The organism is Helicobacter mastomyrinus, from assembly GCF_039555295.1.
GTDB lineage: Bacteria > Campylobacterota > Campylobacteria > Campylobacterales > Helicobacteraceae > Helicobacter_C > Helicobacter_C mastomyrinus.
Map to the genome: position 1 here is coordinate 904,823 of NZ_CP145316.1, position 21,685 is coordinate 926,507.

Annotated in this window: 29 protein-coding genes; 17 read left to right on the plus strand and 12 right to left on the minus strand. The window is 40.9% G+C overall.

What is annotated here, in order from left to right; genetic code table 11:
• The first annotated feature begins 2 nt into the window (after positions 1 to 2).
• Genes V3I05_RS04475 through V3I05_RS04485 form a run of 3 tightly spaced genes read left to right on the plus strand, consistent with a single transcriptional unit; the run spans position 3 to position 1,400 of the window.
• Positions 3 to 518 carry a SixA phosphatase family protein gene (locus tag V3I05_RS04475; protein WP_295697975.1) on the plus strand — a complete coding sequence of 172 codons (516 nt, stop codon included), beginning with the start codon at positions 3 to 5 and terminating at the stop codon, positions 516 to 518.
• Positions 515 to 988 carry a prepilin-type N-terminal cleavage/methylation domain-containing protein gene (locus V3I05_RS04480; RefSeq protein ID WP_300446370.1) on the plus strand — a complete coding sequence of 158 codons (474 nt, stop codon included), beginning with the start codon at positions 515 to 517 and terminating at the stop codon, positions 986 to 988. The genes V3I05_RS04475 and V3I05_RS04480 overlap by 4 nt, the downstream gene beginning before the upstream one ends.
• Positions 975 to 1,400 carry a type II secretion system protein gene (locus V3I05_RS04485; RefSeq protein WP_295697980.1) on the plus strand — a complete coding sequence of 142 codons (426 nt, stop codon included), beginning with the start codon at positions 975 to 977 and terminating at the stop codon, positions 1,398 to 1,400. Before V3I05_RS04480 ends, V3I05_RS04485 begins: the two co-directional genes overlap by 14 nt.
• On the opposite strand, the gene V3I05_RS04490 is transcribed toward V3I05_RS04485, so the two are convergent.
• Positions 1,389 to 2,246, minus strand: coding sequence for a TIGR02757 family protein (locus V3I05_RS04490; RefSeq protein WP_300446372.1), 858 nt, complete (start codon positions 2,244 to 2,246; stop codon positions 1,389 to 1,391). The genes V3I05_RS04485 and V3I05_RS04490 overlap by 12 nt on opposite strands.
• A gap of 65 nt (positions 2,247 to 2,311) precedes the next feature.
• Here V3I05_RS04490 and V3I05_RS04495 point away from each other — a divergent pair, with 65 nt between their 5' ends.
• The 7 genes from V3I05_RS04495 to V3I05_RS04525 all read left to right on the plus strand — a co-directional run bounded on the left by V3I05_RS04495 (position 2,312) and on the right by V3I05_RS04525 (position 8,512).
• On the plus strand, positions 2,312 to 3,661 hold the full coding sequence (locus V3I05_RS04495; RefSeq protein WP_343354179.1) for a TolC family protein: 1,350 nt from the start codon (positions 2,312 to 2,314) through the stop codon (positions 3,659 to 3,661).
• 12 nt (positions 3,662 to 3,673) lie between these two features.
• Positions 3,674 to 4,648 carry an HlyD family secretion protein gene (locus tag V3I05_RS04500; protein ID WP_295697989.1) on the plus strand — a complete coding sequence of 325 codons (975 nt, stop codon included), beginning with the start codon at positions 3,674 to 3,676 and terminating at the stop codon, positions 4,646 to 4,648.
• A 74-nt stretch (positions 4,649 to 4,722) separates the two neighbouring features.
• Positions 4,723 to 4,911 carry a 50S ribosomal protein L28 gene (gene rpmB, locus V3I05_RS04505; protein ID WP_295697991.1) on the plus strand — a complete coding sequence of 63 codons (189 nt, stop codon included), beginning with the start codon at positions 4,723 to 4,725 and terminating at the stop codon, positions 4,909 to 4,911.
• A gap of 8 nt (positions 4,912 to 4,919) precedes the next feature.
• On the plus strand, positions 4,920 to 6,047 hold the full coding sequence (locus tag V3I05_RS04510; RefSeq protein WP_295697994.1) for a potassium channel family protein: 1,128 nt from the start codon (positions 4,920 to 4,922) through the stop codon (positions 6,045 to 6,047).
• Positions 6,040 to 7,254, plus strand: a complete 1,215-nt coding sequence (gene argJ / locus V3I05_RS04515) for a bifunctional glutamate N-acetyltransferase/amino-acid acetyltransferase ArgJ (RefSeq protein ID WP_295697997.1) — start codon at positions 6,040 to 6,042, stop codon at positions 7,252 to 7,254. Before V3I05_RS04510 ends, argJ begins: the two co-directional genes overlap by 8 nt.
• 115 nt (positions 7,255 to 7,369) lie before the next feature.
• A complete protein-coding gene (locus tag V3I05_RS04520) occupies positions 7,370 to 7,591 on the plus strand; it encodes a YdcH family protein (RefSeq protein ID WP_343354183.1) in 222 nt (73 codons plus the stop codon).
• Between the two features lie 222 nt (positions 7,592 to 7,813).
• Positions 7,814 to 8,512, plus strand: a complete 699-nt coding sequence (locus V3I05_RS04525; RefSeq protein ID WP_343354185.1) for an endonuclease — start codon at positions 7,814 to 7,816, stop codon at positions 8,510 to 8,512.
• Positions 8,513 to 8,565: 53 nt separating this feature from the next.
• Here V3I05_RS04525 and ruvX read toward each other — a convergent pair whose 3' ends face one another.
• The 11 genes from ruvX to ribE all read right to left on the minus strand — a co-directional run bounded on the left by ruvX (position 8,566) and on the right by ribE (position 16,591).
• Positions 8,566 to 8,976 carry a Holliday junction resolvase RuvX gene (ruvX, locus tag V3I05_RS04530; RefSeq protein WP_295698003.1) on the minus strand — a complete coding sequence of 137 codons (411 nt, stop codon included), beginning with the start codon at positions 8,974 to 8,976 and terminating at the stop codon, positions 8,566 to 8,568.
• Between the two features lie 9 nt (positions 8,977 to 8,985).
• On the minus strand, positions 8,986 to 9,867 hold the full coding sequence (locus V3I05_RS04535) for a DNA-processing protein DprA (protein ID WP_343354188.1): 882 nt from the start codon (positions 9,865 to 9,867) through the stop codon (positions 8,986 to 8,988).
• A complete protein-coding gene (locus V3I05_RS04540; protein WP_295698008.1) occupies positions 9,867 to 10,838 on the minus strand; it encodes a divergent polysaccharide deacetylase family protein in 972 nt (323 codons plus the stop codon). The genes V3I05_RS04535 and V3I05_RS04540 overlap by 1 nt, the downstream gene beginning before the upstream one ends.
• Entirely contained in the window at positions 10,835 to 11,080 is a 246-nt protein-coding gene (gene minE, locus V3I05_RS04545; RefSeq protein WP_295698011.1) for a cell division topological specificity factor MinE, read from the minus strand. The genes V3I05_RS04540 and minE overlap by 4 nt, the downstream gene beginning before the upstream one ends.
• Positions 11,077 to 11,892 (minus strand): septum site-determining protein MinD, encoded by an 816-nt coding sequence (minD, locus tag V3I05_RS04550; protein ID WP_300731295.1) that lies wholly within the window; start codon positions 11,890 to 11,892, stop codon positions 11,077 to 11,079. Before minD ends, minE begins: the two co-directional genes overlap by 4 nt.
• 267 nt (positions 11,893 to 12,159) lie before the next feature.
• The gene (locus V3I05_RS04555; protein WP_300446385.1) at positions 12,160 to 12,516 is read right to left on the minus strand and encodes a hypothetical protein; all 357 of its coding nucleotides are present in this window, start codon (positions 12,514 to 12,516) and stop codon (positions 12,160 to 12,162) included.
• Between the two features lie 277 nt (positions 12,517 to 12,793).
• Positions 12,794 to 12,943: a hypothetical protein gene (locus V3I05_RS04560; RefSeq protein ID WP_300446387.1), complete on the minus strand. Its 150-nt coding sequence runs from the start codon at positions 12,941 to 12,943 to the stop codon at positions 12,794 to 12,796.
• Positions 12,944 to 13,149: 206 nt separating this feature from the next.
• Positions 13,150 to 14,358, minus strand: coding sequence for an argininosuccinate synthase (locus tag V3I05_RS04565; protein WP_343354189.1), 1,209 nt, complete (start codon positions 14,356 to 14,358; stop codon positions 13,150 to 13,152).
• Between the two features lie 101 nt (positions 14,359 to 14,459).
• A complete protein-coding gene (locus V3I05_RS04570; protein WP_295698023.1) occupies positions 14,460 to 15,662 on the minus strand; it encodes an ABC transporter permease in 1,203 nt (400 codons plus the stop codon).
• The gene (locus V3I05_RS04575) at positions 15,659 to 15,937 is read right to left on the minus strand and encodes an EscU/YscU/HrcU family type III secretion system export apparatus switch protein (protein ID WP_295698026.1); all 279 of its coding nucleotides are present in this window, start codon (positions 15,935 to 15,937) and stop codon (positions 15,659 to 15,661) included. Before V3I05_RS04575 ends, V3I05_RS04570 begins: the two co-directional genes overlap by 4 nt.
• A 21-nt stretch (positions 15,938 to 15,958) precedes the next feature.
• Positions 15,959 to 16,591 (minus strand): riboflavin synthase, encoded by a 633-nt coding sequence (gene ribE / locus V3I05_RS04580; protein ID WP_300446393.1) that lies wholly within the window; start codon positions 16,589 to 16,591, stop codon positions 15,959 to 15,961.
• Positions 16,592 to 16,736: 145 nt separating this feature from the next.
• On the opposite strand from ribE, the gene V3I05_RS04585 reads away from it, so the two are divergent.
• The 7 genes from V3I05_RS04585 to lptA are packed head-to-tail and all read left to right on the plus strand — an operon-like array spanning position 16,737 to position 21,685.
• Positions 16,737 to 17,531: a TatD family hydrolase gene (locus V3I05_RS04585; protein WP_295698152.1), complete on the plus strand. Its 795-nt coding sequence runs from the start codon at positions 16,737 to 16,739 to the stop codon at positions 17,529 to 17,531.
• 19 nt (positions 17,532 to 17,550) lie between these two features.
• Positions 17,551 to 18,660, plus strand: a complete 1,110-nt coding sequence (locus tag V3I05_RS04590; RefSeq protein ID WP_343354190.1) for a lytic transglycosylase domain-containing protein — start codon at positions 17,551 to 17,553, stop codon at positions 18,658 to 18,660.
• Positions 18,661 to 18,685: 25 nt separating this feature from the next.
• A complete protein-coding gene (locus tag V3I05_RS04595; RefSeq protein WP_369808787.1) occupies positions 18,686 to 19,582 on the plus strand; it encodes a septal ring lytic transglycosylase RlpA family protein in 897 nt (298 codons plus the stop codon).
• Positions 19,583 to 19,604: 22 nt separating this feature from the next.
• Positions 19,605 to 20,207: an imidazoleglycerol-phosphate dehydratase HisB gene (hisB, locus tag V3I05_RS04600; RefSeq protein ID WP_343354191.1), complete on the plus strand. Its 603-nt coding sequence runs from the start codon at positions 19,605 to 19,607 to the stop codon at positions 20,205 to 20,207.
• Positions 20,204 to 20,698 carry a KdsC family phosphatase gene (locus tag V3I05_RS04605; RefSeq protein WP_343354192.1) on the plus strand — a complete coding sequence of 165 codons (495 nt, stop codon included), beginning with the start codon at positions 20,204 to 20,206 and terminating at the stop codon, positions 20,696 to 20,698. Before hisB ends, V3I05_RS04605 begins: the two co-directional genes overlap by 4 nt.
• Positions 20,679 to 21,212, plus strand: a complete 534-nt coding sequence (locus V3I05_RS04610; protein WP_300446399.1) for a hypothetical protein — start codon at positions 20,679 to 20,681, stop codon at positions 21,210 to 21,212. Before V3I05_RS04605 ends, V3I05_RS04610 begins: the two co-directional genes overlap by 20 nt.
• A complete protein-coding gene (gene lptA / locus V3I05_RS04615) occupies positions 21,212 to 21,685 on the plus strand; it encodes a lipopolysaccharide transport periplasmic protein LptA (RefSeq protein ID WP_300450101.1) in 474 nt (157 codons plus the stop codon). Before V3I05_RS04610 ends, lptA begins: the two co-directional genes overlap by 1 nt.

The following is a 21,685-nucleotide window of genomic DNA, read 5'->3' on the forward strand; positions in this document are numbered from 1 at the left end:
GAATGCAGACCATCACACTTTTGCGACACGCTGATACAATAAGTAGGGAGGAATATCGATTGAAAAATAAAAAAGACAAAAGCGATATTTTCCGCCCATTAAGTAAGCTTGGAAAAAGCCAAAGCAAAGATATTGCACATTTTGCAAAGCAACATTTGCAATTTGATATGGTATTTTGCTCCCCTGCTAAACGCACACAGCAGACACTTAAGCCTTTAAAAAAGTATCTTGATGCGGATTCTATTGTGATTTGTGAGGATATTTCACCTGATTATGGGCTTGATGGATATATGAAACTCACGCAAACAAAGGCTTTTCAAAAGGCTTCAAATGTGCTTATTGTAGGACATCAGCCGGATTTAAAGAGCTTTGCGACTTATCTTTGCCCCTCATTTCACTCCCTTGTGCCAAAGGGTGTACTAATGCGATTTGTTATTAGCGCTAATAAAGATTCCTTAGAGGGAAGCGGTGTGATTGATTTTATTATCCCGCCTTTTATGCTTGAAGATTATAAATGAAAGGCAAACTACTGCATATAGGGCAAAGACGTGATGCGTTTAGTATGATGGAACTTGTCTTTGTCATCATCATACTTGGAATCCTTGCTGCTATCGCCATTCCGCGCCTTTCACTCACGCGTTCAGACGCACAGCTTATCGCTGTAGAAAATGATATTGTGAGTGCTATTAATGCTATTCAAAGAGAAGTGTTTAGCCAAAATATTGAGCCTAGCAATATTGATGGGATAAGAATGCTAGAGCTTGCTGGTCTAAGCCCTTCGCGTTGGGTAGCACAGGGCAATGGTGTACGTTTAGCCAAAAATGGTGTGCTTGATGTGCAAAATGACTGCATTACATTAATGCAGGAAAATGGCAAGTTAGTATTTTTCGTGCAGCCAAAGGCAGATTCTACATTATGCACTAAACTCCTTGAGCGACATCAAGCGCGTAGAGAAGTGCCGCTTAGCACCTCAAATGCGATATTCTAAGAGGGCGGCTTTTAGCGCGTTTGAACTATTATGTATTATTGTTATTATCGCCATTATGGCAAGTGTAGGGATACGTTATCTAGGGTATATCACATCTAAACAATGTCTTTTACACCTTAAGGCTAGGCTTACACATACCCAAAATGCCCTAAGTGCTTACTATACGGATACATTCATTCGTGCGGAATCTATTGACATAACCTATCCACAAAGGATTCTATCATATTTATCGCAGACAAACACCCCACAATGTGGCTTTAACATACAATCACATCAAATCATCGCTACCATTGGCACACAAAGCCTTGCTTTCAGCCTAGAGCCTCCCACATTAGAAGTTAATCCAAAAATATCCTGCAATCTCTCCACTCCCTTGTGTAAGGACTTTAGCGATAGAATCTTAGATAAATAAATGTTTATACTTGCCGCTCTGCCCCAAACGATAGAGAGCAAAATCATACTTAATAGGGTCATCTTCACACATAAGAGCAAGGCTATCACTCGCTTGTAGGGCACTCTGCAAATTATATACGCGGGATCGCAAGATTCCAAGGTGAATGCAAAGCGTGAAAGTATGTGTATCAAGGGGCAAAATCAAATGTGAGGGTGAAATCTCCTGCCAAATCCCCATATCTATATGATCCTTACGCACAAGCCATCTAAGCAGCATATTCCACCGCTTCAGCGCGGAGGTGTGAGAAGGAATGCTATTTTTAGCCACTAAATACGCGCTATGTGATGTCCCAAGCGCAAAGCATAGCCCCTTGCTTAAGGGCAAATGAGCCGTTTTTGCATAATGATAAAGTATCTCTATACACTCATAAATCCCATAGAGCATTCGTGCGTGATGGGCATTCTTGCTTTTATCCCATAAAGCGCTATTAATAGGCGCGTTTTTATAGGCTTGTAGAAAATGTGGATACAATCCTCCATTCTCGCACATAAGAGCTATAATATGAAAGAGTGCTTTTATATCTACTTGAGTTTGGAATCTATAATAGGGAAATATGCTCTCATCGCTTTGAGTAATCTTGCGCACAGATTCTAAAAGTGTGAAATCAAGGCTTTGTAGCATTTTGACAATCGCCCTTGCATTGCCATAAGCAAGTAGAGCACATATAAGGGCAATTTCTGCAGTATAGGGCTTGTGTTGATATGTTTTTGCTACAAATAGCGGGTCTGGCTTCTCCTCACTTAATTCATCGGGCGTATTTTTATATGAATAATGCTCCTCAAGTATCGTCTTTAGCTTTTGCATACTATTCCTTGATTATTGATATTTGTGAGTTAGAATCGGGATAATTTTAACATAAAAGGCAAAAAATGAGGAAATACCTCCTTATGCTTGTGGTATTTGTAAATCTTCTACAAGCGGAATATTTAGGGTTTGAATCTGCCTATACAGAGGCTTTAGCGCATAATGATGGGCTAAAAAGCTCACAAAGTGCACTAGATAAACAAGAAAAACTAAGAAGCGCGACAAAAATGCTCTATCTCCCTCAAATTTCGCTTAATGCCGCATATATCCGTCTGCAAGAGCCGATGAATTTCAATCTAGTGCAAAACGCCCAATCCCTCAATAACCCGATATTTGCTCCCTTATTGTCGCATTTTAATGGCATTACCTTAGAGGATGAAAATATTGTCTTTGGTGCACTTAATATTATCTATCCCATTTTTAGCGGCGGAAAAAAATATTATGCCAATAAGCTCTCTCAAATCGCGCTTGAAGATGCCACTCTTGCACTTAAGCTTAAAGAATTAAGTCTTTTTGAGGATTGTGCAAAGCTCTATTATGGTGCGGTATTAGCCAATCAGATTCTGCATACGCTAGAAGAGGCTAATGCGGGGCATTTACTGCATTATCAAAATGCGCTCAAACTCCAAGAAAAGGGGCAAATTGCCCGTTTAGAGACGCTTCAAGCACAAGTGAATTATGATAAATCAAGCATTGATATGCAAAAAGCAAATGATAATCTCAAAATCGCCAATATGGCGCTTAATGCGATGTTAGGCAGAGATTCTAATGCTTCACTTGAACTGATAGCAAGCATTGATATTAAGCCCGATGCGCTGCTGCAAAATGTAGATTATTTCATCCAAAAGTCGCTTGAAATCTATCCTGCCTTGCAAATGATGAATAATAAAATCAAATCTGCTGATGAGCTAAGCCATATTGAATTTGCCTCTTTTTTGCCTGATGTAGGGCTTTTTGGTAGCTATATAGTCAATGATAATAGCTCTTTATTAGATAAGGCTATGCCGCACTGGTATGTGGGTATCGGGGCGAGATGGTCGCTCCTTAGCCCAAATGGGAGAATTCAAAAATATCAAGCAAGTAAAATCGCCTCCCTAGAGGCGCAATACACCACATCTCAAGCAAAAAAAGACTTAAAAACATTATGTGAAAAAACCTATAATGAGGTGCTTTCTTATAAAACCCAATATTTTAGTCTGCAATCCTCTGTCGAACTCGCTAAGGAACATCTCAAATTGCGAGAAAGTGCGTTTTTGCAAGGTATGAGCACAAGCACAGAGGTAAGCGATGCGCAAAATGCCCTTTCGCTCGCCCTTATTGAAAGGCAAAGTGTGGCATATAACTATGCTATCGCGCTTTCAAGGCTTTTAGCCTTGAGTGGAGAGGTGGAGAGATTCTATATTTTTTTTAATTAATGGAGAAGCATAATGAAAAGATCGCTTAAGGTGGTAGCACTTGTTTTAATCGCTTTGTGTTTTGTGGTGTGGCTTATTATTAGCTTCAAACGCGCCTATGAACCTAAAGAAGACAGAATCTATGCACAAGTGCAAGCACGAGAATATGCCATTAGCTCTAAAGTAGCTGGTCGTGTGGAAAATATCTTTGTCAAAAAGGGTGATATGCTCAAAAAAGGCGATTTAGTATATAACATTAATTCCCCCGAGCTTCAAGCTAAGATAGAACAGGCAAAGGCAGGATATGAAGCAGCTCAAGCTTTAAGCACGGAGGCCAAGCAGGGTGCGAGAGTAGAGAGTATTCAAAGTGCAAAAGATGTGTGGCAAGGTTCAAAGACGATGGCAAATCTTGCTAAAAGCACTTATGAGCGCATAGAATCTCTCTATAAAGATGGTGTAGTAAGTCAGCAAAGACGTGATGAAGCATATGCAAACTACACAACCGCCAAGCATAATGAAAATGCTGCCTATCAGCAGTATAAAATCGCCCTTGATGGTGCAAGTAACGAGATGAAAATCGCCGCCCAAGCTAAAGCAGACGCTGCCGCAGGGCAAGTCAATGAAGTAGAAAGCTATGCCAAAGATACACAGGCTATCGCCCCAGCAAATGGTGAGGTAAGCAATATCTTACTACACGAGGGAGAGCTTGCCCCGAGTGGATTCCCTGTTGTGCTAATGATTGATATGAATGAGGCGTGGATTAGCTTTGCTGTGCCAGAATATCGCTTAAAGGATTTTGCTAAAGATAGCACTTTTAGGGCATATATCCCTGCACTTGAGAGAGAGGCGGAATTTAAAGTAACATTTGTCTCTGTGATGGGAGACTTTGCGACTTGGAGAGCTACAAGCGCACATAAAGGCTATGATGTCAAAACCTTTGCAGTAGAAGCCCACCCTCTATCACATATTGAGGGCTTACGTGTGGGTATGAGTGTGCTGATTGATTAGCTTTAAGGTAGATTTGTGCTAAGTTTTATTAGAATCCTAAGCTTATTTCATTGATCCCACATAAAGGTAAGCTTATGGCAAAAAAATGTTTTTTCACAGGTAAAGGTCCTATGGTAGGCAATAATGTAAGCCACGCTAATAACAAAACAAAGAGACGTTCCCTCCCCAATCTCCGTAGTATCGCCCTCAAGCTTGAAGATGGTACAAAGGTGCGCGTTAAGGTAGCTGCTTCTACTTTACGCACGATGAAAAAATACTCTTAATTCTCATCTTGCTAAGAAAGTTTAAGAACCTTATTCATTGGGGTAATAACCCCAAGCCCGATATTTCCCTCTCTAGTGAACTATATCAGCAGCTCAAGCCCTTTCGCCTCCCGCTTATTCTTGTCCAGCTTTTCCTCCTCTTTGGCACTTTAGGCTATTTGATATTAGAAGATTATGACTTGATGAGGGCATTTTTTCAAACCTCTTATACCTTTACAAATACTGGTTTTGGCTCATTAGGAGAGGATAAGTTTGGCACGATTACGATTATTTTCACAGCAGTGCTTATGGTATGCGGTGCGGGAGTGGTAACCTTTAGCGTGGCGTTTATTATGAGTGTAATCAATAATGGCACACTCATTAAATTGATTAAGGAGCAGAAAATGATTTATAAAATCGCGCGGCTGCAAAATCATTATGTGATTTGCTATCATAATGAATTTACGATACAACTCGCCCAGCAGTTTTTAGAATCCCATATCCCCTTTGTTGTCGTGGATAATTCTCCCGATTTTGAATCCCAAGCGCAAAAATGCAAATATCCCTATTATATTGTCGATGACCCACATACGCATATCGCTATGCTAAAGTCTCATCTCTCAAGTGCAAAGGGCATTGTGAGCTTTTCTAAAAATGCGGCGGACAATATCACAATGGTAGTGAGTGCGCGACTATTTGAGGAGGAGCTAGGGCGCAAACCCTATTACATTATCGCTAGTGCAAATTCCCAAGAGGAGGATAAGAAATTAAGGAAGTTGGGCTGTGATTCTGTGATTTCTGCCTCTAAGCTTATGGCACAGAGAATCTCCGCTATGGCGGTGCGTCCAGATATGGAGAATCTACTAGAACGTTTTCTTTACCACCGCGATACGCCCTTAGATTTAGAGGAGATTATCGTTCCTCGCTATTCGTGGCTTGTGCTAAAAAAGCTTAAAGAAGCACATTTCCGCGATGTTACAAATGTTTCTGTGGTGGGACTTACGCAAAAAGATGGCACCTATATCACTATGCCTAATGGCAATACAATTGTCTCAAGCGAGTGCAAACTCCTTGTGATAGGCGCGAGTGAGAATATCCGCTCCACTAAACGTTTGATTATGAAAAAGCAAAAACCCCAAGAGGTGGATTATGTTTGATATTATTCCTATCAAGGGCGGAATCAACGCACCGCAAGGATTCTATGCTGATGGTGTGAGCGCGGGGCTAAAGGCTGCATTGCCCGATGGGAGCAAGGCACTTGATGTAGCCTTTTTGTATAGTGAAGATGCCTTGATACCTTTTACACTTTTTACAAGCAATACCTTTGAAGCCGCTCCTATCACACATTTTAAGCGATTTGTGCAAGGCAAAGCAAGTAATTTTGTGCTGATTACGACTAAAAATGCAAATGCAATGACAGGTGAGAGAGGCATACAAGATGTGTGTGAAATTTTAGAATCTCTCAAAGCGCAATTTCCTTTTGTACAAAATCCCATTATGTCTAGCACAGGCGTGATAGGGCAGTATCTCCCCAAGGCAAAAATTATAGAATCTTTTGCATTATTTAAGCCCCACGATAGGGATAATAAAGCACACACAAGAGCCGCTGATGCCATACGCACCACTGACGCCTTTAGCAAAGAAATCGCCTTAAGAGTTAATCTCCCAAATGGGCAGAGCTTTTGTATCGGGGCGATGGCAAAGGGCGCGGGTATGATACAGCCCGCCCTTGCCACAATGCTATGCTTTATCACCACAGATGCCACACTTCCAGCAGATTCTGGAGATAGAATCTTGCGTGAATGTGTCAAGCATAGCTTTAATGCCATTAGCGTAGATGGCGATACAAGCACCAATGATTCTGTATTTTTATTTGCCAATGGACGCAGCGGGACATATAATGAAGCAGCGTTTAAAGAAGCTCTCAAAATGCTCCTGCACAAACTTGCCACAGATATGGTGCGCGATGGAGAGGGCGCGAGTAAGCTTGTAGCCTTTGAAGTCAAAGGTGCAAAAGATGAGGCAGAAGCGATAAAGGCAGCAAAAGCCCTCACAAGCTCACTTTTAGTGAAAACCGCCATTTTTGGTGGAGACCCAAACTGGGGGAGAATCGCCTCTACGATAGGTGCTAGTGGTGTGGAATGCGCACAAGATTCATTGAGTATTGCCTTTGATGATGTTGTGGTATTTGATAGAGGGGAGATTCGCTTTGATGAGAAGATGGAATCTAAGGCAGCAGCGGTAATGCAGAAAGAAAGTTTTAGGATTACTTGCGATTTAGGCAAAGGGAAAGGGCGATTTGTCGCGTATGGCTGTGATTTAGGATATGAATATGTCAAAATCAATGCCGATTATAGAAGCTAATGCTTCATTTTAGAGGAATTTGCCATAAAGACCAGGGTAATATCGCCCGAAGTGATAAGCTATTACCAAAAATATCTTACAATAGAATCTTAATTTATTTTCACAAGGAGTAGGTATGTTTCACGAATATAGAGATGAGGTTACCGCGTTAAAGACGAACAATGCGCATTTTGCAAAGATTTTTGATGAGCATAATGAGCTTGATGATAGAATCAAAAAGATTGAAGATGGCGAGGAGCTAATGAATGATATGGAGCTTGAAGTGTTGAAAAAGCAGAAATTGCGCCTCAAAGATGAAGCGTATGCGATGATTTTAGAATATCGCAAGAGTCATTAATTTAGCGCCGCTACGCCTCCTTGCCTCGTAGCCTATGTCTCTATACTGCTACAACTAGCTAGGGAGTTTTCTTTCACAGGAAGCAAATCTTATGGCACAAAAGGATACGCTTATGGCTAAGATGTTATCTTTTTTATTGAGAGAATTCTTAAGGTTTGGAATCTAAGCTTCACACGAAGCCTAGCTATAGGTATGCTAGACAATCTCAATATAAGGGTAAATTTGCGTTTTCTTTTCTTTGCATTATATGCTGCCTTTTTACTCTGTGCCTGTGCCTCTTATAATCCGCAAGAGAGTTTCCAAGCCTCCCCGCTTAGCTTCTCACAAAGTAAAGTAACCCTGCAAAAAGCCTATAAGGAGCAAGACTTTAGAGAGGAATTTTATTGTGGTGTGGAGTTTGAACCAGATACCTTGCGTATCCTTCCTTCAAAGGACTATACCCCACGCAATGCTCTAACCAAAGCAAATAAGCCAAATGTCCGTGTTCAAAGGATAGAGTTTGAACATATTATGCCAGCCCATCGCTTTGGTAACACATTGCCTTGTTGGCAAAATGGCGGAAGAAAGGCTTGTGCTAAAGATAAGGAGTTTAGGCAAATGGAGGCAGATATGCGGAATCTTGTCCCTGCTATTGGCGAGATTAATGCCGATAGGAACAATTTTAGCTTTGATGAGCCTCCTATTGATATATCTTATACGCAATATGGGGCTTGTGAAGTATATACGGACTTTAAAACGAAGAAATTTTATCCCAGAGTAGAGAGTAGGGGAATTATCGCTCGAATCTATCTTTATATGAGCAAACGTTATGATATAAGGCTCTCCAAAGAAGAGGAAAGCCTTATGCGTAAATGGGATAAGCTCTATCCACCAAGTGATTATGAAAAACGGCTTTTGCGAACTCAAGGAGCATTACCCTGATTCCTGCACTTATTAGCTAAACCTATCTATGTAGTCTTGCTTTGCGCGATATATTAGCACTTGATAGATTGTATATACCGCTCTAGGATAATACATGCACTTAGGGAATCTATCCTGCCATCTTTTTGTGCTTTTGCTCGATTCTCCCGCTTCATATATGCTAGAGATTCCAAAGCCTCAATACTACTATAATCCTCATTGATAAAGCATATCTCGCCCTTAAAGGTCAGCAATCCCACAAAATGCTTTATGCGCTGCATCATCTCTGTGTGTCCTGATTCACCGCCACTTGGTAGCCCTACGATAAGCTGCTCTATCTCATATTCACACAGAATCTTATCGAGGTCGCTTGCTGCTTGATGTCGATTGAAGCGTATAATAGGCTCTAATGGAAAGGCGATACCCGCTTTATATATCGCTAATCCTATACGTTTAAGCCCCACATCACACGCTAGTAACTTCATCATTTCTCCCTAAGGCACACGGATAGTGCCAGATTCTCGCATAATTTTGCCCTCTAATTCATATTCATAAATCTTCTCTCCAAATCGCGCAAAAGCCTCCTCAAAGCTAGGGTTGTTTGCACAAAAGAGCAAAACCTCATCATCACACGGCGACACACTCGCCCCAAATATAGATTCTATAAAATCATCTATATTATATATACCCTGTGCCTTGCCTTGCGCTAAAAGGTAGTTTGTCCCCTCGCTCTCACCTATGCGATGAGGTAGCACAAAAAGCGGTTTGTTAAGCTTCATCGCGATTCGTGCACTCTGCATAGAGCCGCTCATCATATCTGCCTGTGGTATCACCACATAATCGCTTAAGCCTATCACAAGGCGATTTCTATCTAAAAAGCTGTATTGATGAGGCATATAGCCCTTATCGTATTCGCTCATTACGAGGGCTTGCTCCATCATTTGCTTTATCATTTTTGCATTGCTCTTAGGATAGATGATATCTAGTCCTGCGGGAGAAAACATAATCGTGCGTGGAAAGGCATAAGTATGAGCGATAATATCCACGCCCAGCGCCCCACCGCTTACCACTATACCACTATGTTTAGCAATACGAGTAGCCAAAGTAGCGACAAAGGATTTTGTGTAGGGATTGGGTTTGCGTGAGCCGACAATAGCGATTTTTGGAGCGATTTGTGAAATGGGTTTGGAGGTGATTGTCTGGGTGGCTTTATGGGTGGTACTTACAGCTAGGTTAGATTCTAAAAGATTATTGAGTGCTTCGCAAGACCCGCAGTAATATAGCTTTTGCGGAGGATTAGGCAGCTGCTGCAAACCTTTAGGCATATCTTTTAAGGATAACTCTTTAAAGGATATAGAATCTATGTATGTTTGCATTAATTGGGTCGAGTAAATGGAGCGCGGACATAGCGCAGAGTTTTATTAGCAACTAAATAAGTTTCTAAATCACTAGGTGAGATAAGCTCTATTTCCTCTTTGATTTCATCACTCATTTGGGCTAATGCCTGAAATGTGCCGCTATTAGGGTGGCAAATAGCAATCGCGTAGCCTTTATTTTGGGCTTTAGTGATGAGAGAGCGAATCTGTGCCTTGATATAGGCTATATGTGTTTCATTGTCTAAAAACACATCACGTGCCATAATAAGCCTATCCTGCTCCATTGAGATTCTCTCGCTTACAGGGGTGCTTGTGGTAACACTATCGATAAACTTCAAATTAAGCTCATCAAAGGCTTCTAGGAGATTGCGCATATCATCATAGCTTTGAGTGAATTTGCTGCCAGTGTGGTTATTAAGATACACAAGATGAGGAAAATCTGCCTTGATTCCTATAAGAGCGTGTTTTATCGCTTCTTTATTTGCACCTACACGAATGGGGGCTAACTCACTTTGAGAAAATTGCTGTGCCTCAAGCGGGAGATGCACCATAAAGCTTTTGCCTTTTTTGTTAAGATATTCTGCAAGTTTTGGTGTGGTAGGATTATGCCTTGTTCTAGGGAAAATTGAGGGTGTGATATTTAGCCCTAAATGCTCTAGTTTGTAAATTTGCTCTAAGCTTGTAAGATCATCCATAATGAGCAAAACCTTTGGTTTATCATAAACCTTAGCTACATAGGGTTGCGAGGTGTAAGATTGAGGCACTTGCACACTCTCCCACATCTGTGTCTTAAGATTCTCTCCTATATCGATAAAATTATCATTATGAAAGCGAGATAATGCCCTCTGCACACTTGAAACAAGAGGGTGGCTACTCACTTTTGTAGCGATATTTCGTAGAGTTTCGACATTCACAACAGAATCTGCCCTTAAATAGCATAAAGCAAAAATGAAGCAATATAATATTCTCATTGTTTTTTCCCTAATGTGATTTGCACTTCCAATGTGCTGATATGCTGATTGCTATTAGTGCTAAATTGTATATCGCTTTCTTTTGTTTGGGTATATTTTTGCACCACTTGTAAAATCTCTTTTTTCATATCCTCTAAATAGGGGAGATTCGCGCTTCGCTCGTGTGATAAAACAAGCGTAAGCCGCTCTTTTGCCATTGAAGCACTTTTTGGCGAGTTATTAAACATTCCCCACAAATTCATTTGAAAATCCTTTTTAATGCTCCTATTACGCCTTCGCTTTCTAAGGATTCAAAGGCTACTTCCTCTCCTAGAATCCTCCTTGCAACGCGCATATAGGCTTTGGCGCTTAGGGATTGCGTATAAATGACAGGCTCACCTGTGTTTGTCGCACTTACAATCTTGCTATCCTCTGGTATAAGCCCAATAAGAGGCAGAGCAAGTATATTAAGCACATCATCAACATCTAGCATTTCACCCTTTTTGACAAGCTCTGGCTTAATACGATTAATGATAATATACTTTTCCACCTGCTCGTTATGCTGTGCTTTAAAGGATTTTGCATCAATAATACCTATTACCCTATCACTATCACGCACAGAGCTAACTTCTGGTGTAACGACTATCAATGCCCTATCTGCATATAATATGGCGTGTTCAAATCCCCCCTCAATCCCCGCAGGAGAATCAATCAAAATATAATCAAACTCTGCCTTTAGCACTTCAATAAGTTTGCCTACTTTATCTTTATCAAGTATAGTTTTATCTTTAGTTTGTGAAGCTGGAAGGAAATAGAGATTCTTTGTCTTTTTGTGATTAATGAGGGCTTGAGAGAGATTGCATTTGCCCTCCATCACATCGATTACATCATATACGATGCGGTTTTCTAGCCCAAGTAGCATATCAAGATTCCGCAAGCCGATGTCAAAATCCACCGCCACGACCTTTTTGCCTATTTTTTCTAACTGCATAGCCAAGCCTACGCTTAGATTTGCCGTAGCAGTGGATTTACCTACACCACCTTTGCCTGAAGTAATAGTAATCACTTGTGCCATATCTCACTCCCATAGGATTTAATATGCCACCTGTAAATACCACGACACTGCGCCCGCCATAACCCTTAAAGTGAGGCTAAAGCCTTACACACTAAAGATTGTTAAAATATGAGGGTATGTTTTAGTTTTTGTAGCATATTGTTGTAATCTTATAAGCATTATCTATTCCACTTCGCCTTATTATAATGGGTGCAGCCTACATCAAATCCGCTATCACAAGCTTTTTTATAGTATTTTAATACTTAAGAAACATCACTCTTACAGATTCTAAGCCGTGCTCATAGATTCCCCAGCAATCAAACACGCACTACGAGCAATATTGTCCACATTTACATCACATTTATAGGTATGTTGAGAATTCTCACCAAGCTTTGCCAAAGTTTTACAATTTGCCTTTATATCACTCCCACAAGCCTGTAAATATGCTCTAGGGCTTTTGCTATCCTTTCTTACCCTGCCAAGCCCCTGCATTTCCCACAATTCCAGCTGATAGCAACGATGTATATCTTGCAATTCACAACCCTTTTGCAACAGCATTCGCGCCTTTGTGCGATTCTTATTCACGCCTGATATATCCTGATAATAATAAAACACTAAGTTCCCACACGCTATACCTAGCCCCATCTCACAATGCTTTTGATAGACTTTGCCATATTCATTAAGATTCTCTGTGTCGCTGGATTGCTCTAAAAACTTTAGGTTTTCACATCCTGCCTTAAAACCATACTCACAAGCAAGTGCGCTATATCGCTTTGCTTATATAATATCTTGTGTTAGTCCTTGTGCGTGTTCATAAAGCATAGAGAGATTATAGCAACCCTGCTATCTTTTAGCTCAATAGCTTATCCCTAGCACACGGCAACCAAAAGCGGAATCTAACGCACAAGCCTTGAGCTCATATTTATGCAACAGCTCTCGCTTTTTCAGGAATAGATTCAAAAATGCCTAGCCACACCTCGCTCATAGCGATTTCATACGATTGCCTTTGTCGCTTTTTACTTGTCGCATTTGTAAGACAAGCCCTGCCATTTGCAGATTCTACATTTAGCATAGGGAATGGCTCTTTGCTGCTCTTTTTTGATATGTTCGATATAACCCCACTCCACCAAACCACTCTCCACATTCACTAAGGCTAAAAATAAAGTGATAGCTCACAATATGCAGTTTGCCCTGTGTATTAGCTCAAATAGTGAAGCAAGGAGAGCATTAACGCATAAAATAAAGGCAAGAAATATCTATTTAAAGCACTTATTCACTTTACTTTCGCGCTTTACCAGCAATGATAAAACGCAGGGCATTAAGCTTAATAAACCCTGCCGCGTCCTTTTGATTATATACAGAATCTTCCTCAAAGGTGCTGTATGCCGCACTGAAAAGTGAATTTTTAGATTCCCTGCCAATGACTATCACATTGCCCTTATAGAGTTTTAGCCGCACTACCCCGCTTACGCTTTGCTGTGTCTTATCGATGAGAGCTTGAAGCGCCTCACGTTCAGGGCTAAACCAATAGCCATTGTAAATAAGCTCAGCATATTTAGGCATAATAGAATCCTTTAAATGCGCCTCCTCTCTATCAAGACATAAAGATTCTATGGCACGATGAGCCTTAAGGTAAATGCTCCCGCCGGTCGTCTCATAGCAGCCCCGAGACTTCATACCCACATAGCGATTTTCTACTAAATCAAGTCGTCCAATGCCGTGCTTCCCGCCTAGCTCATTGAGTTTGCCCCAAAATGCCGCCGGGCTTAAACGCTCTCCATTTATCGCCACACCATCGCCCTTTTCAAAGGTAATGCTTATACTCTCTGGCTCATTTGGGGCATTCATAGGTGAGACACTCCATCGCCACATATCCTCTTCAGGCTCCACATTTGGGTCTTCTAGAATCTGCCCCTCATAGCTAATATGGAGTAAGTTTGCGTCCATTGAATAGGGCGATTTGTTTGCCTTTTTCTCAATGGGAATCCCTGCAGATTCTGCATACGAGAGGAGCTTCTCGCGACTATTCAAGTCCCACTCTCTCCACGGGGCTATAACTTTAATATCTGGGTTAAGCGCATACGCGCCGATTTCAAATCGCACTTGGTCGTTGCCTTTGCCTGTGGCTCCGTGAGCGATAGCGTCCGCCCCGACTTTTTGGGCGATTTCTACCAATCTCTTAGCAATCAAAGGACGCGCGATGCTTGTGCCTAGCAGATATTCACCCTCATATATCGTATTAGCGCGAAACATAGGGAAAACAAAATCCCTGATAAATTCCTCTCTCAAGTCCTCAATAAAGATATTTTCTTTCTTTATACCAAGTTTTAATGCCTTCTCTCGTGCGGGTTCTACCTCTTCACCCTGCCCGATGTCTGCGGTAAAAGTTACCACCTCGCAATGATAATTATCTCCTAGCCATTTGAGGATTACACTCGTATCTAGCCCACCGCTATATGCTAAAACGACTTTTTTAATTGCTGCCATTTGCCACTCCCTTGTTTAGAATCTAAGGCAGGTATTATAATAAAAATTCTCTAAACTTTAAGGACAAACAAGCAAGTCTTTCTCTAGGCTTAAAATAAGGGCTACTCTACTCTAGCTTCACGCTTTTTATAAATCATAATCCCAAAGGGCACAAAGAGGACAAAAGGCAGCAGCTCACACATCGTTTTTAAAGCGGTGGCGAAATCTACGCCATAGTTTGCGACCTGCACATAGAGCTTCAAATAATGGCTGATAGGCAAGATCGTATGCCAAAAACTTGCAAACTCTCCCATAGAGTTTAAAGGAAAGGTAAGCCCTGTAAATGCAAAGCTTGGAGCGCAATAAATCGCCGCTATGGCAAGGGCGCGAGTATGGTCGCGAAAGAGCGCATAGGCAAATACCCCAACCCCCGAGTAGCCTAAAATCGTAAGCAACGCTCCGCCATACAAGACCAAATAGCTCCCACGGAAGCTAAAGCCAAGTGCGGTAAAAAATAGCATCATTATCACCCACCAAAATGAGAATATTCCCGCATAGGCACATACTTTTGTGAGGATATACACCCCCGCGCTAATGCCTTGAGGCATTTGACTTTGCTTACCCTTCACAAAGCCCACATCGCTTTCATCACGTGCGAGAGCATTAATCACACATAAAATTACGAGCATAATCCACGAGCAAGGCAGAATCCCTGTGAGCAAAAACTGCGAATAGCTGTTATTGATATTATAAAGGGGAGTGATTTGCATAAGAATAGGGGAGCTTTGCGCTAATGCAGCATTGAGATTATGTGTCTCGATGAGATGAGTGCCTAGCTTTGCCTTGACATTACTTGTCGCAATAAGCTGCTTAAACGCCCCCTCAATAGATTTAGCGATAAGCACTAGCTGCGCGTTATAATAAATAGGAATATGGCTAAGCACCCCCTTTTTGCTCCGCGCTTCAAGCCCATAAGGAAAAATAACCAAAGCATAGATTTTGACATTGCTTATATCAGCTTTTGCCTCTTCAAGGCTGCTAAACTTCTGCGCGACATACATTGTGGGAATGCTATCAAGGTTGCTTATAAGCTCTCTGCTTAATGGGCTTTTGTCTAAATCCACTACGCCAATAGGCGCAGCCCTCACAAAGCTTTGTGAAAATACCGCCCATACAAAAAGCCCAAGCAAAAGCGGTGCGAGAGTGCAAAGAAACACAGAGAATCTATCATGAATAAAGCCATTAAATTCGCGTCTAAAAAATGATAAAAACTCCAAGAAATGCGCTTTTATCGCCATTTTTAGCTTTTGCTTGCTATTTTTCACATAATATCCTTGCTAAGCTGCGCCTCTCTCTCACATTGGAGTAGCCATATAAATACCTCTACCACGGCATTATACATTTCAGGCGGGATATGGGAATCTAGTGGCACATCAAAAAGAGATTCTACAAGCAAATGATTAGTAAAAAGTGGCACATCAAAAGCCTTTGCCTTAGCGATAATACGCATAGCAAGTTCATTTCTGCCCTTAGCTACTACACGTGGGGCATTGTCATTTACTGCATTGTAGCTAAGGGCAACTGCTTTTTTATCTCTCACGTATCTTTCCTTACAATGTGCTTAATAGCTCAATGAAGCCATATCTATCTCACTCCACGAGAAAGAATCGGGCTTGTTTTGCATTATCGTGCGAAGTGTGCTAACAACGCTACGCGTGATAATATCTGTCTCAAGATTCACTCTCCTACCAATGTGAAACTTCCCAAAAAGCGTATTTTGCAAGGTATGAGGGATAAGAGTAAGCTTAAAGGCGTCTTTTGTAGATTCTACAATCGTTAGACTAATCCCCTCTATGCATATAGAGCCCTTAGAGATAATGTATGAAAGCACTTCTTTAGAAGATTCTATCCAAAAATCGCTTGAATCCCTATGGTGCTTAATGTCTGTAATACGCCCTATACCATCGATATGCCCCTGCACGATATGCCCATCAAATCTATCTCCCACTTGCAAAGCTGGCTCTAAATGCACGAATGCTCCTTGTGCGTAGTTTTCTGTGGCGATGTGGTTTTGTGTGTGTGTGCTTAACTCCATTACCATACCACCTTGAAAAACCCTTATAGCCGTGAGACAAGCCCCATTAATCGCAATAGAATCTCCTATGTGCGCTTGATTATACGATGTGAGAATTTCAAGTGTGTTATTTCTAAAAGACTTCACTTGTGCGATATACCGAACCAATCCACTAAACATCATCTTTCCTTATAGAGTTTCTTTGATATTTAATTTTAACATAGCTTAATTGTGCTAGAATTTCGCCTTTTATTCTAACATATCAATACCAATTAAAAGGATTTTACCCGCGATGAGTGCGAGAGAACCTATACCATTTGATTATATGATAGACACGCATTGTCATTTAGATTCCAAACAATTTGAAAATGACTTAGAGCAAGTGATTGAACGCGCCCTAAGCCATAAAGTGCGCAAAATCATCATTCCGGGCGCGGATATACGCACTTTACCCCAAGCACAAGCCATAGCACACAAATATGAGAATGTGTATTATGCCACAGGGGTGCATCCCACGGACATTGAGCTCTTTGATGAATTGGTACTAAAAGACGCGCTCAAAGATAACAAATGTATCGCTATTGGGGAGTGTGGATTAGACTATTATTATTTGCCAAAGATAGTAGAGGATTCTGCAGAATCTATAATGCAGCAAAGAGAAGCCATTAAGCAGAGACAAAAGGAATGTTTTATCGCACAAATTGAACTCTCTTTATCCTATCAAAAGCCCCTTATCGTGCATATACGTGAGGCAAGCAATGATAGCTTTGAGATTTTACAAAACTATCCTTTAGCTTATGGGGTGTTGCATTGCTATAATGCGGATAGAATCTTGCTTGATTTACAGGAGCGGTTTTATTATGGTATTGGCGGGGTTTGCACGTTTAAAAACGCAAGCCGACTTTTAGAGGTGCTGCCCCTACTTCCAAAGGAACGTATCGTGCTTGAAACAGACGCGCCCTATCTCACGCCTCACCCACACAGAGGCACACGTAATGAGCCCTATCACATTCCGCTGATTATGGCACAGATTGCTAATGTGCTACAAATGAGCGAAAAAGAAGTGATAGAATCTAGCACAGCAAATGCTTTAAGACTCTTTAAGGAACTTAATGATTAAGCAAAAACAAGGAGCTTTAATGTCTATATTATTGCGCGTAGCTTGTGCGTGGATATTTATTTTTTGCACTGCTTTAAGTGATGAAGGGGATATTTATGCTCTTACTTATAATAAAAGAACAAATAGTGTTCTTAACTCCTTTGGTGTGCATACAGGATTTATCATCAGTATGGCGGATACACAGAGGGTGCAGAAAATCGAGGAAAAATGGCAATATTTCGTGCAGAAATTTACCAAAAGCTATGAATTTATCCCTGTGCTGAAAAATATGATGGCAAAAGAGGGAGTGCCACAAGAGTTTTTATTTCTCGCTATGGCAGAATCCGAATTTACTCTCACAGCAAAAAGTCCTAAAAAAGCTATGGGTATGTGGCAGATTATGCCCGGAACGGCTAAGGGCTTGGGCTTAGAGATTAATAGCTATATTGATGAGCGAAAAGACCCGATTAAAAGCACAGAAGCAGCAATAAAGTATCTTAAGTATCTCTATGATGCCACAGGCGAGTGGTATTTAGCCGCTATGGCATATAATTGTGGATTAGGGCGATTGAAAAAAGGTATAGAAGAAGCTGGTGGTGATAGCTCTATAGGGACATTGCTTGATGAAGAGGCACAATACATTCCAGCAGAAACGCGCAATTATATCCGCACGATTTTAGCTATGAGTTTGCTTTTTAATGATGTAGATTTTTTAAGGGCACAAAATGTAGATTATTTACTTAATCGTGGGGTAACTGATAGTATTGCAAGTGTAAGCGTTAAGGGTGGTATCTCGCTAAGTGCTATTGCTAAAAGTGCTAAGATTCCATTAAATGAACTACAAAAATATAATCGCCATTTTACACGTTCTATCCTCCCGCCGGGCAATCGATACTATAATGTCTATTTGCCTTATGATAAACTTCGCATCTTTAAGCAAAATTTCAAAGAGGATTATCCAGAATCTGTGTTTGTAACACATATTGTGCAAAAGGGTGAGAGCCTTAGCGTAATCGCGCAAAACTATAAAGTATCCATCAAAGAATTGCAAGATATTAATGGCATTAAGGGCTCGCATATACGCATTGACCAAAAGCTAACTATTCCCGTCTTAAAGGGAAAGAAAGCTACAATCGCAGATGGACGATAAGGAGGTAAATATGAAAAAGGTAAATATGATGAGAATATTTTTATATCCTTTGTTTATGGTGGTGTGTTGCATAGGATTCTTAGGCTGTTTGGAGAAAAGTGCAGATTGGAATGATAATGCTAAAAGCACAAAGGGCTTTAATGATAGCTTTGATGATTTAGATGCCTTTAATCAAGGCATTACGCCTAATATCGGGGGCAATTCTATGAGGGAATCTCCAGCCATTCAAGAAGCCACAATGCGCCCCTATCAAGTCGCAGGGAAGTGGTATTACCCTGAAAAGGTAAGTTTAGGCGACAGCTTTGATGGCTATGCGAGCTGGTATGGGGAAGACTTTCATACCAAGAAAACCTCTAATGGTGAAACTTATAATATGCACGCTCACACTGCCGCACACAAAACCTTCCCTATGAATACGGTGGTAAAGGTGTTAAATGTAGAAAATGGCAAAAGCACGATTGTGCGCATTAATGATAGAGGACCATTTGTAGAGGGGCGCATTATAGATTTAAGCTCTGTGGCAGCTCACGATATTGATATGGTCAAAGTTGGCACAGCAAAAGTGCGTTTAGAAGTCATTGGTTTTGGTGGGGTGATAAATAAAGATGTAAAACAAGCCGTGCAAAATGTGCAGAGTGATGATATATTAAAAAGTGAATTTCAAGTATCAAGCACACCAAAATCTGTCAGTGGCGGGGATTTCGCCATTCAGGTGGGAGCATTTAGACGATATGAGGGGGCGCAAATCACACAGGAGCGATTCTCTCACACACCACCTTATCAAAGCGTGATTAAGGAATTTGAGCTTGATGGTGCGCCTATCTATCGGGTATTTTTGAGAGGATTCCAAAGTGAGCAGGAAGCAAGGGATTTTTTAAAGAAAAATCCGCAGATTCAGGGAGGATTCTTTATCCGCAATTGAGCTAATTGCAAGGAGTAAGGCAATGAAACAAGATAATATCATACAAAAGGGTCGCAAGACAAAAGAGACAGATATTGCCTTAAGTGTGCTGCTATATGGCAGTGGCAAGGCAAATATACAAACCCAAATTGGCTTTTTCAACCATATGCTTGAAGCCCTCACAAAGCATTCATTGATGGATATTACTTTGCAATGCAAGGGCGATGTATTTGTCGATGGGCATCATAGCATAGAAGATTGCGGTATCGTGCTAGGGGCGGCATTAAACGAAGCTATTTACCCCGCACAAGGCATTGAGCGATTTGGCAATGCAAGTGTGGTGATGGACGAAGCTTGCGTAGAATGCGATATTGATGTGAGCAATCGCCCATTTTTAGTCTTTGACACGCATAACTACACGCTCCCATTTAAAGGTATGGTAGGGGAACTTGATGTAGAACTTGTGGAGGAGTTTTTCCGTGCACTTTGCTTTAATGCACATTTAAGTGCACATATCGTGCTTAAACGTGGCAAGAATCTCCATCATATCATTGAGGCGATGTTTAAATCCTTTGGCGTGGCATTCCGCCGTGCATTGAGTGAAAATCCTAGAATCTGCATTCCCTCTACAAAAGGTATCCTATGATAAAACTCCTTGTCTTTGATGTCGATGGGACATTGAGCGATGGCAAGGTGTATTATTCCCAAAGTGGCGAGGAGATAAAGAGCTTTGATATACGCGATGGATTAGCTATCAATGTATGGAATCGCCATCTTAAACGTGCTAGTGCGATTATCACAGGAAGAGAATCTGCAATGGTGCGCAAACGTGCGCAGGAGCTAGGTATAGCGCGTATTTATATGGGCGTAGAGGATAAGGGTAAGGTGCTTAGGGCATTGCTTGAAGAGCTACATTTGCAAGAGAATGAAGTAGCCTGTATTGGCGATGATTTGAATGATTTAAGTATGTTTAGACAATGTCGCTTTGCCTATATGCCAAAAAACGGTGCAAAGGCGTTAAAAAAATATGCCTACAAGGTGCTTTCATCACTTGGTGGCGATGGAGCGGTACGAGAAATGATAGAAGATGTCTTAAGGCTCAATAAGGATAAAAAACTTGAAAAATATTTCTTATAGAATCTATACATTTTTTATTGCTTTATTATGCTTTAGCTTAGGAAGTATAGTGTTTTTCACACAGGATAATGAGCTACATAAAGCCATTGGCAAGGAGATTCCTAATATTGAAATCAATAACTTCACACTCTATTTGATAAATCCCCAATACACACAAGCTATTTCGTGGGGGACAAGGGCATTGCGCTTTGAAGAACACGAGGAGATTTATGAGCTTTTTATGAATCAACTTAATAATAATTTTAATGAATATATATATGCCCCTTTTGTATATAGTAAAAATCATATCTACACCTTTTCGCAAGGTGTAGATTATCTACGTTTAGATGGATTGTATTTTTGGAGCAAATGGGCGACTTATCATTACGCCACGCGTATTTTTAGAGGCAGGGGCGATTTCATTTTGCACAATTCCACGACACAAGCCATAGGGCAGAATATCTACTATAATATACTGCAACATACCATTAAAGCAGATTCTATACGAGCAAATATCGCTATGGAGGGCAAATAATGTATAAGATTTGCCCTATAATAATGTGTGTGTGTATGTGTGCTGCTGCTACCTCGTCACATCTAGAAGTGAGTGCAAAAACAATACAAAGCGATTTAAAAAAGGGGCAGACGATACTAAGTGGCGAAGTGATGATAATAAAGGGTGAGGATAAACTATGGGCTGATGAAGTGGTGATACAAACTGATAAAAAGAATCAACCTCTTACATACACGGCTATTGGCAATGTGAGATTCTATACCAAAATGCCTGATAAGAAAATCAAAGGGAGGGCAAAAAGGGCAGTGTATGATGTGCAAAAAGATGAATATCAACTTTTTGATAATGCGATGATTGAGGAGGTGGGGAAAAGTAACACCATTAGAGGTAATATCATCACGCTTAATCCCACAACACAAGAGGCTTCCGTGAAAGGCTCAAATCAAAAACCTAGTGTGCTTACCTTTATTATGGAAGATGATAAAAAAGAGTGA

What these genes read in the sequence shown, in the direction of transcription:
- V3I05_RS04475 (WP_295697975.1), top strand. Translation starts at nt 3, where the DNA reads ATGCAGACCATCACACTTTTGCGACACGCTGATACAATAAGTAGGGAG.
- V3I05_RS04480 (WP_300446370.1), top strand. Translation starts at nt 515, where the DNA reads ATGAAAGGCAAACTACTGCATATAGGGCAAAGACGTGATGCGTTTAGT.
- V3I05_RS04485 (WP_295697980.1), top strand. Translation starts at nt 975, where the DNA reads ATGCGATATTCTAAGAGGGCGGCTTTTAGCGCGTTTGAACTATTATGT.
- V3I05_RS04490 (WP_300446372.1), bottom strand. Translation starts at nt 2,246, where the DNA reads ATGCAAAAGCTAAAGACGATACTTGAGGAGCATTATTCATATAAAAAT.
- V3I05_RS04495 (WP_343354179.1), top strand. Translation starts at nt 2,312, where the DNA reads ATGAGGAAATACCTCCTTATGCTTGTGGTATTTGTAAATCTTCTACAA.
- V3I05_RS04500 (WP_295697989.1), top strand. Translation starts at nt 3,674, where the DNA reads ATGAAAAGATCGCTTAAGGTGGTAGCACTTGTTTTAATCGCTTTGTGT.
- rpmB (WP_295697991.1), top strand. Translation starts at nt 4,723, where the DNA reads ATGGCAAAAAAATGTTTTTTCACAGGTAAAGGTCCTATGGTAGGCAAT.
- argJ (WP_295697997.1), top strand. Translation starts at nt 6,040, where the DNA reads ATGTTTGATATTATTCCTATCAAGGGCGGAATCAACGCACCGCAAGGA.
- V3I05_RS04520 (WP_343354183.1), top strand. Translation starts at nt 7,370, where the DNA reads ATGTTTCACGAATATAGAGATGAGGTTACCGCGTTAAAGACGAACAAT.
- ruvX (WP_295698003.1), bottom strand. Translation starts at nt 8,976, where the DNA reads ATGAAGTTACTAGCGTGTGATGTGGGGCTTAAACGTATAGGATTAGCG.
- V3I05_RS04535 (WP_343354188.1), bottom strand. Translation starts at nt 9,867, where the DNA reads ATGCAAACATACATAGATTCTATATCCTTTAAAGAGTTATCCTTAAAA.
- V3I05_RS04540 (WP_295698008.1), bottom strand. Translation starts at nt 10,838, where the DNA reads ATGAGAATATTATATTGCTTCATTTTTGCTTTATGCTATTTAAGGGCA.
- minE (WP_295698011.1), bottom strand. Translation starts at nt 11,080, where the DNA reads ATGAATTTGTGGGGAATGTTTAATAACTCGCCAAAAAGTGCTTCAATG.
- minD (WP_300731295.1), bottom strand. Translation starts at nt 11,892, where the DNA reads ATGGCACAAGTGATTACTATTACTTCAGGCAAAGGTGGTGTAGGTAAA.
- V3I05_RS04555 (WP_300446385.1), bottom strand. Translation starts at nt 12,516, where the DNA reads ATGGGGCTAGGTATAGCGTGTGGGAACTTAGTGTTTTATTATTATCAG.
- V3I05_RS04560 (WP_300446387.1), bottom strand. Translation starts at nt 12,943, where the DNA reads ATGCTAAATGTAGAATCTGCAAATGGCAGGGCTTGTCTTACAAATGCG.
- V3I05_RS04565 (WP_343354189.1), bottom strand. Translation starts at nt 14,358, where the DNA reads ATGGCAGCAATTAAAAAAGTCGTTTTAGCATATAGCGGTGGGCTAGAT.
- ribE (WP_300446393.1), bottom strand. Translation starts at nt 16,591, where the DNA reads ATGTTTAGTGGATTGGTTCGGTATATCGCACAAGTGAAGTCTTTTAGA.
- V3I05_RS04585 (WP_295698152.1), top strand. Translation starts at nt 16,737, where the DNA reads ATGATAGACACGCATTGTCATTTAGATTCCAAACAATTTGAAAATGAC.
- V3I05_RS04590 (WP_343354190.1), top strand. Translation starts at nt 17,551, where the DNA reads ATGTCTATATTATTGCGCGTAGCTTGTGCGTGGATATTTATTTTTTGC.
- V3I05_RS04595 (WP_369808787.1), top strand. Translation starts at nt 18,686, where the DNA reads ATGATGAGAATATTTTTATATCCTTTGTTTATGGTGGTGTGTTGCATA.
- hisB (WP_343354191.1), top strand. Translation starts at nt 19,605, where the DNA reads ATGAAACAAGATAATATCATACAAAAGGGTCGCAAGACAAAAGAGACA.
- V3I05_RS04605 (WP_343354192.1), top strand. Translation starts at nt 20,204, where the DNA reads ATGATAAAACTCCTTGTCTTTGATGTCGATGGGACATTGAGCGATGGC.
- lptA (WP_300450101.1), top strand. Translation starts at nt 21,212, where the DNA reads ATGTATAAGATTTGCCCTATAATAATGTGTGTGTGTATGTGTGCTGCT.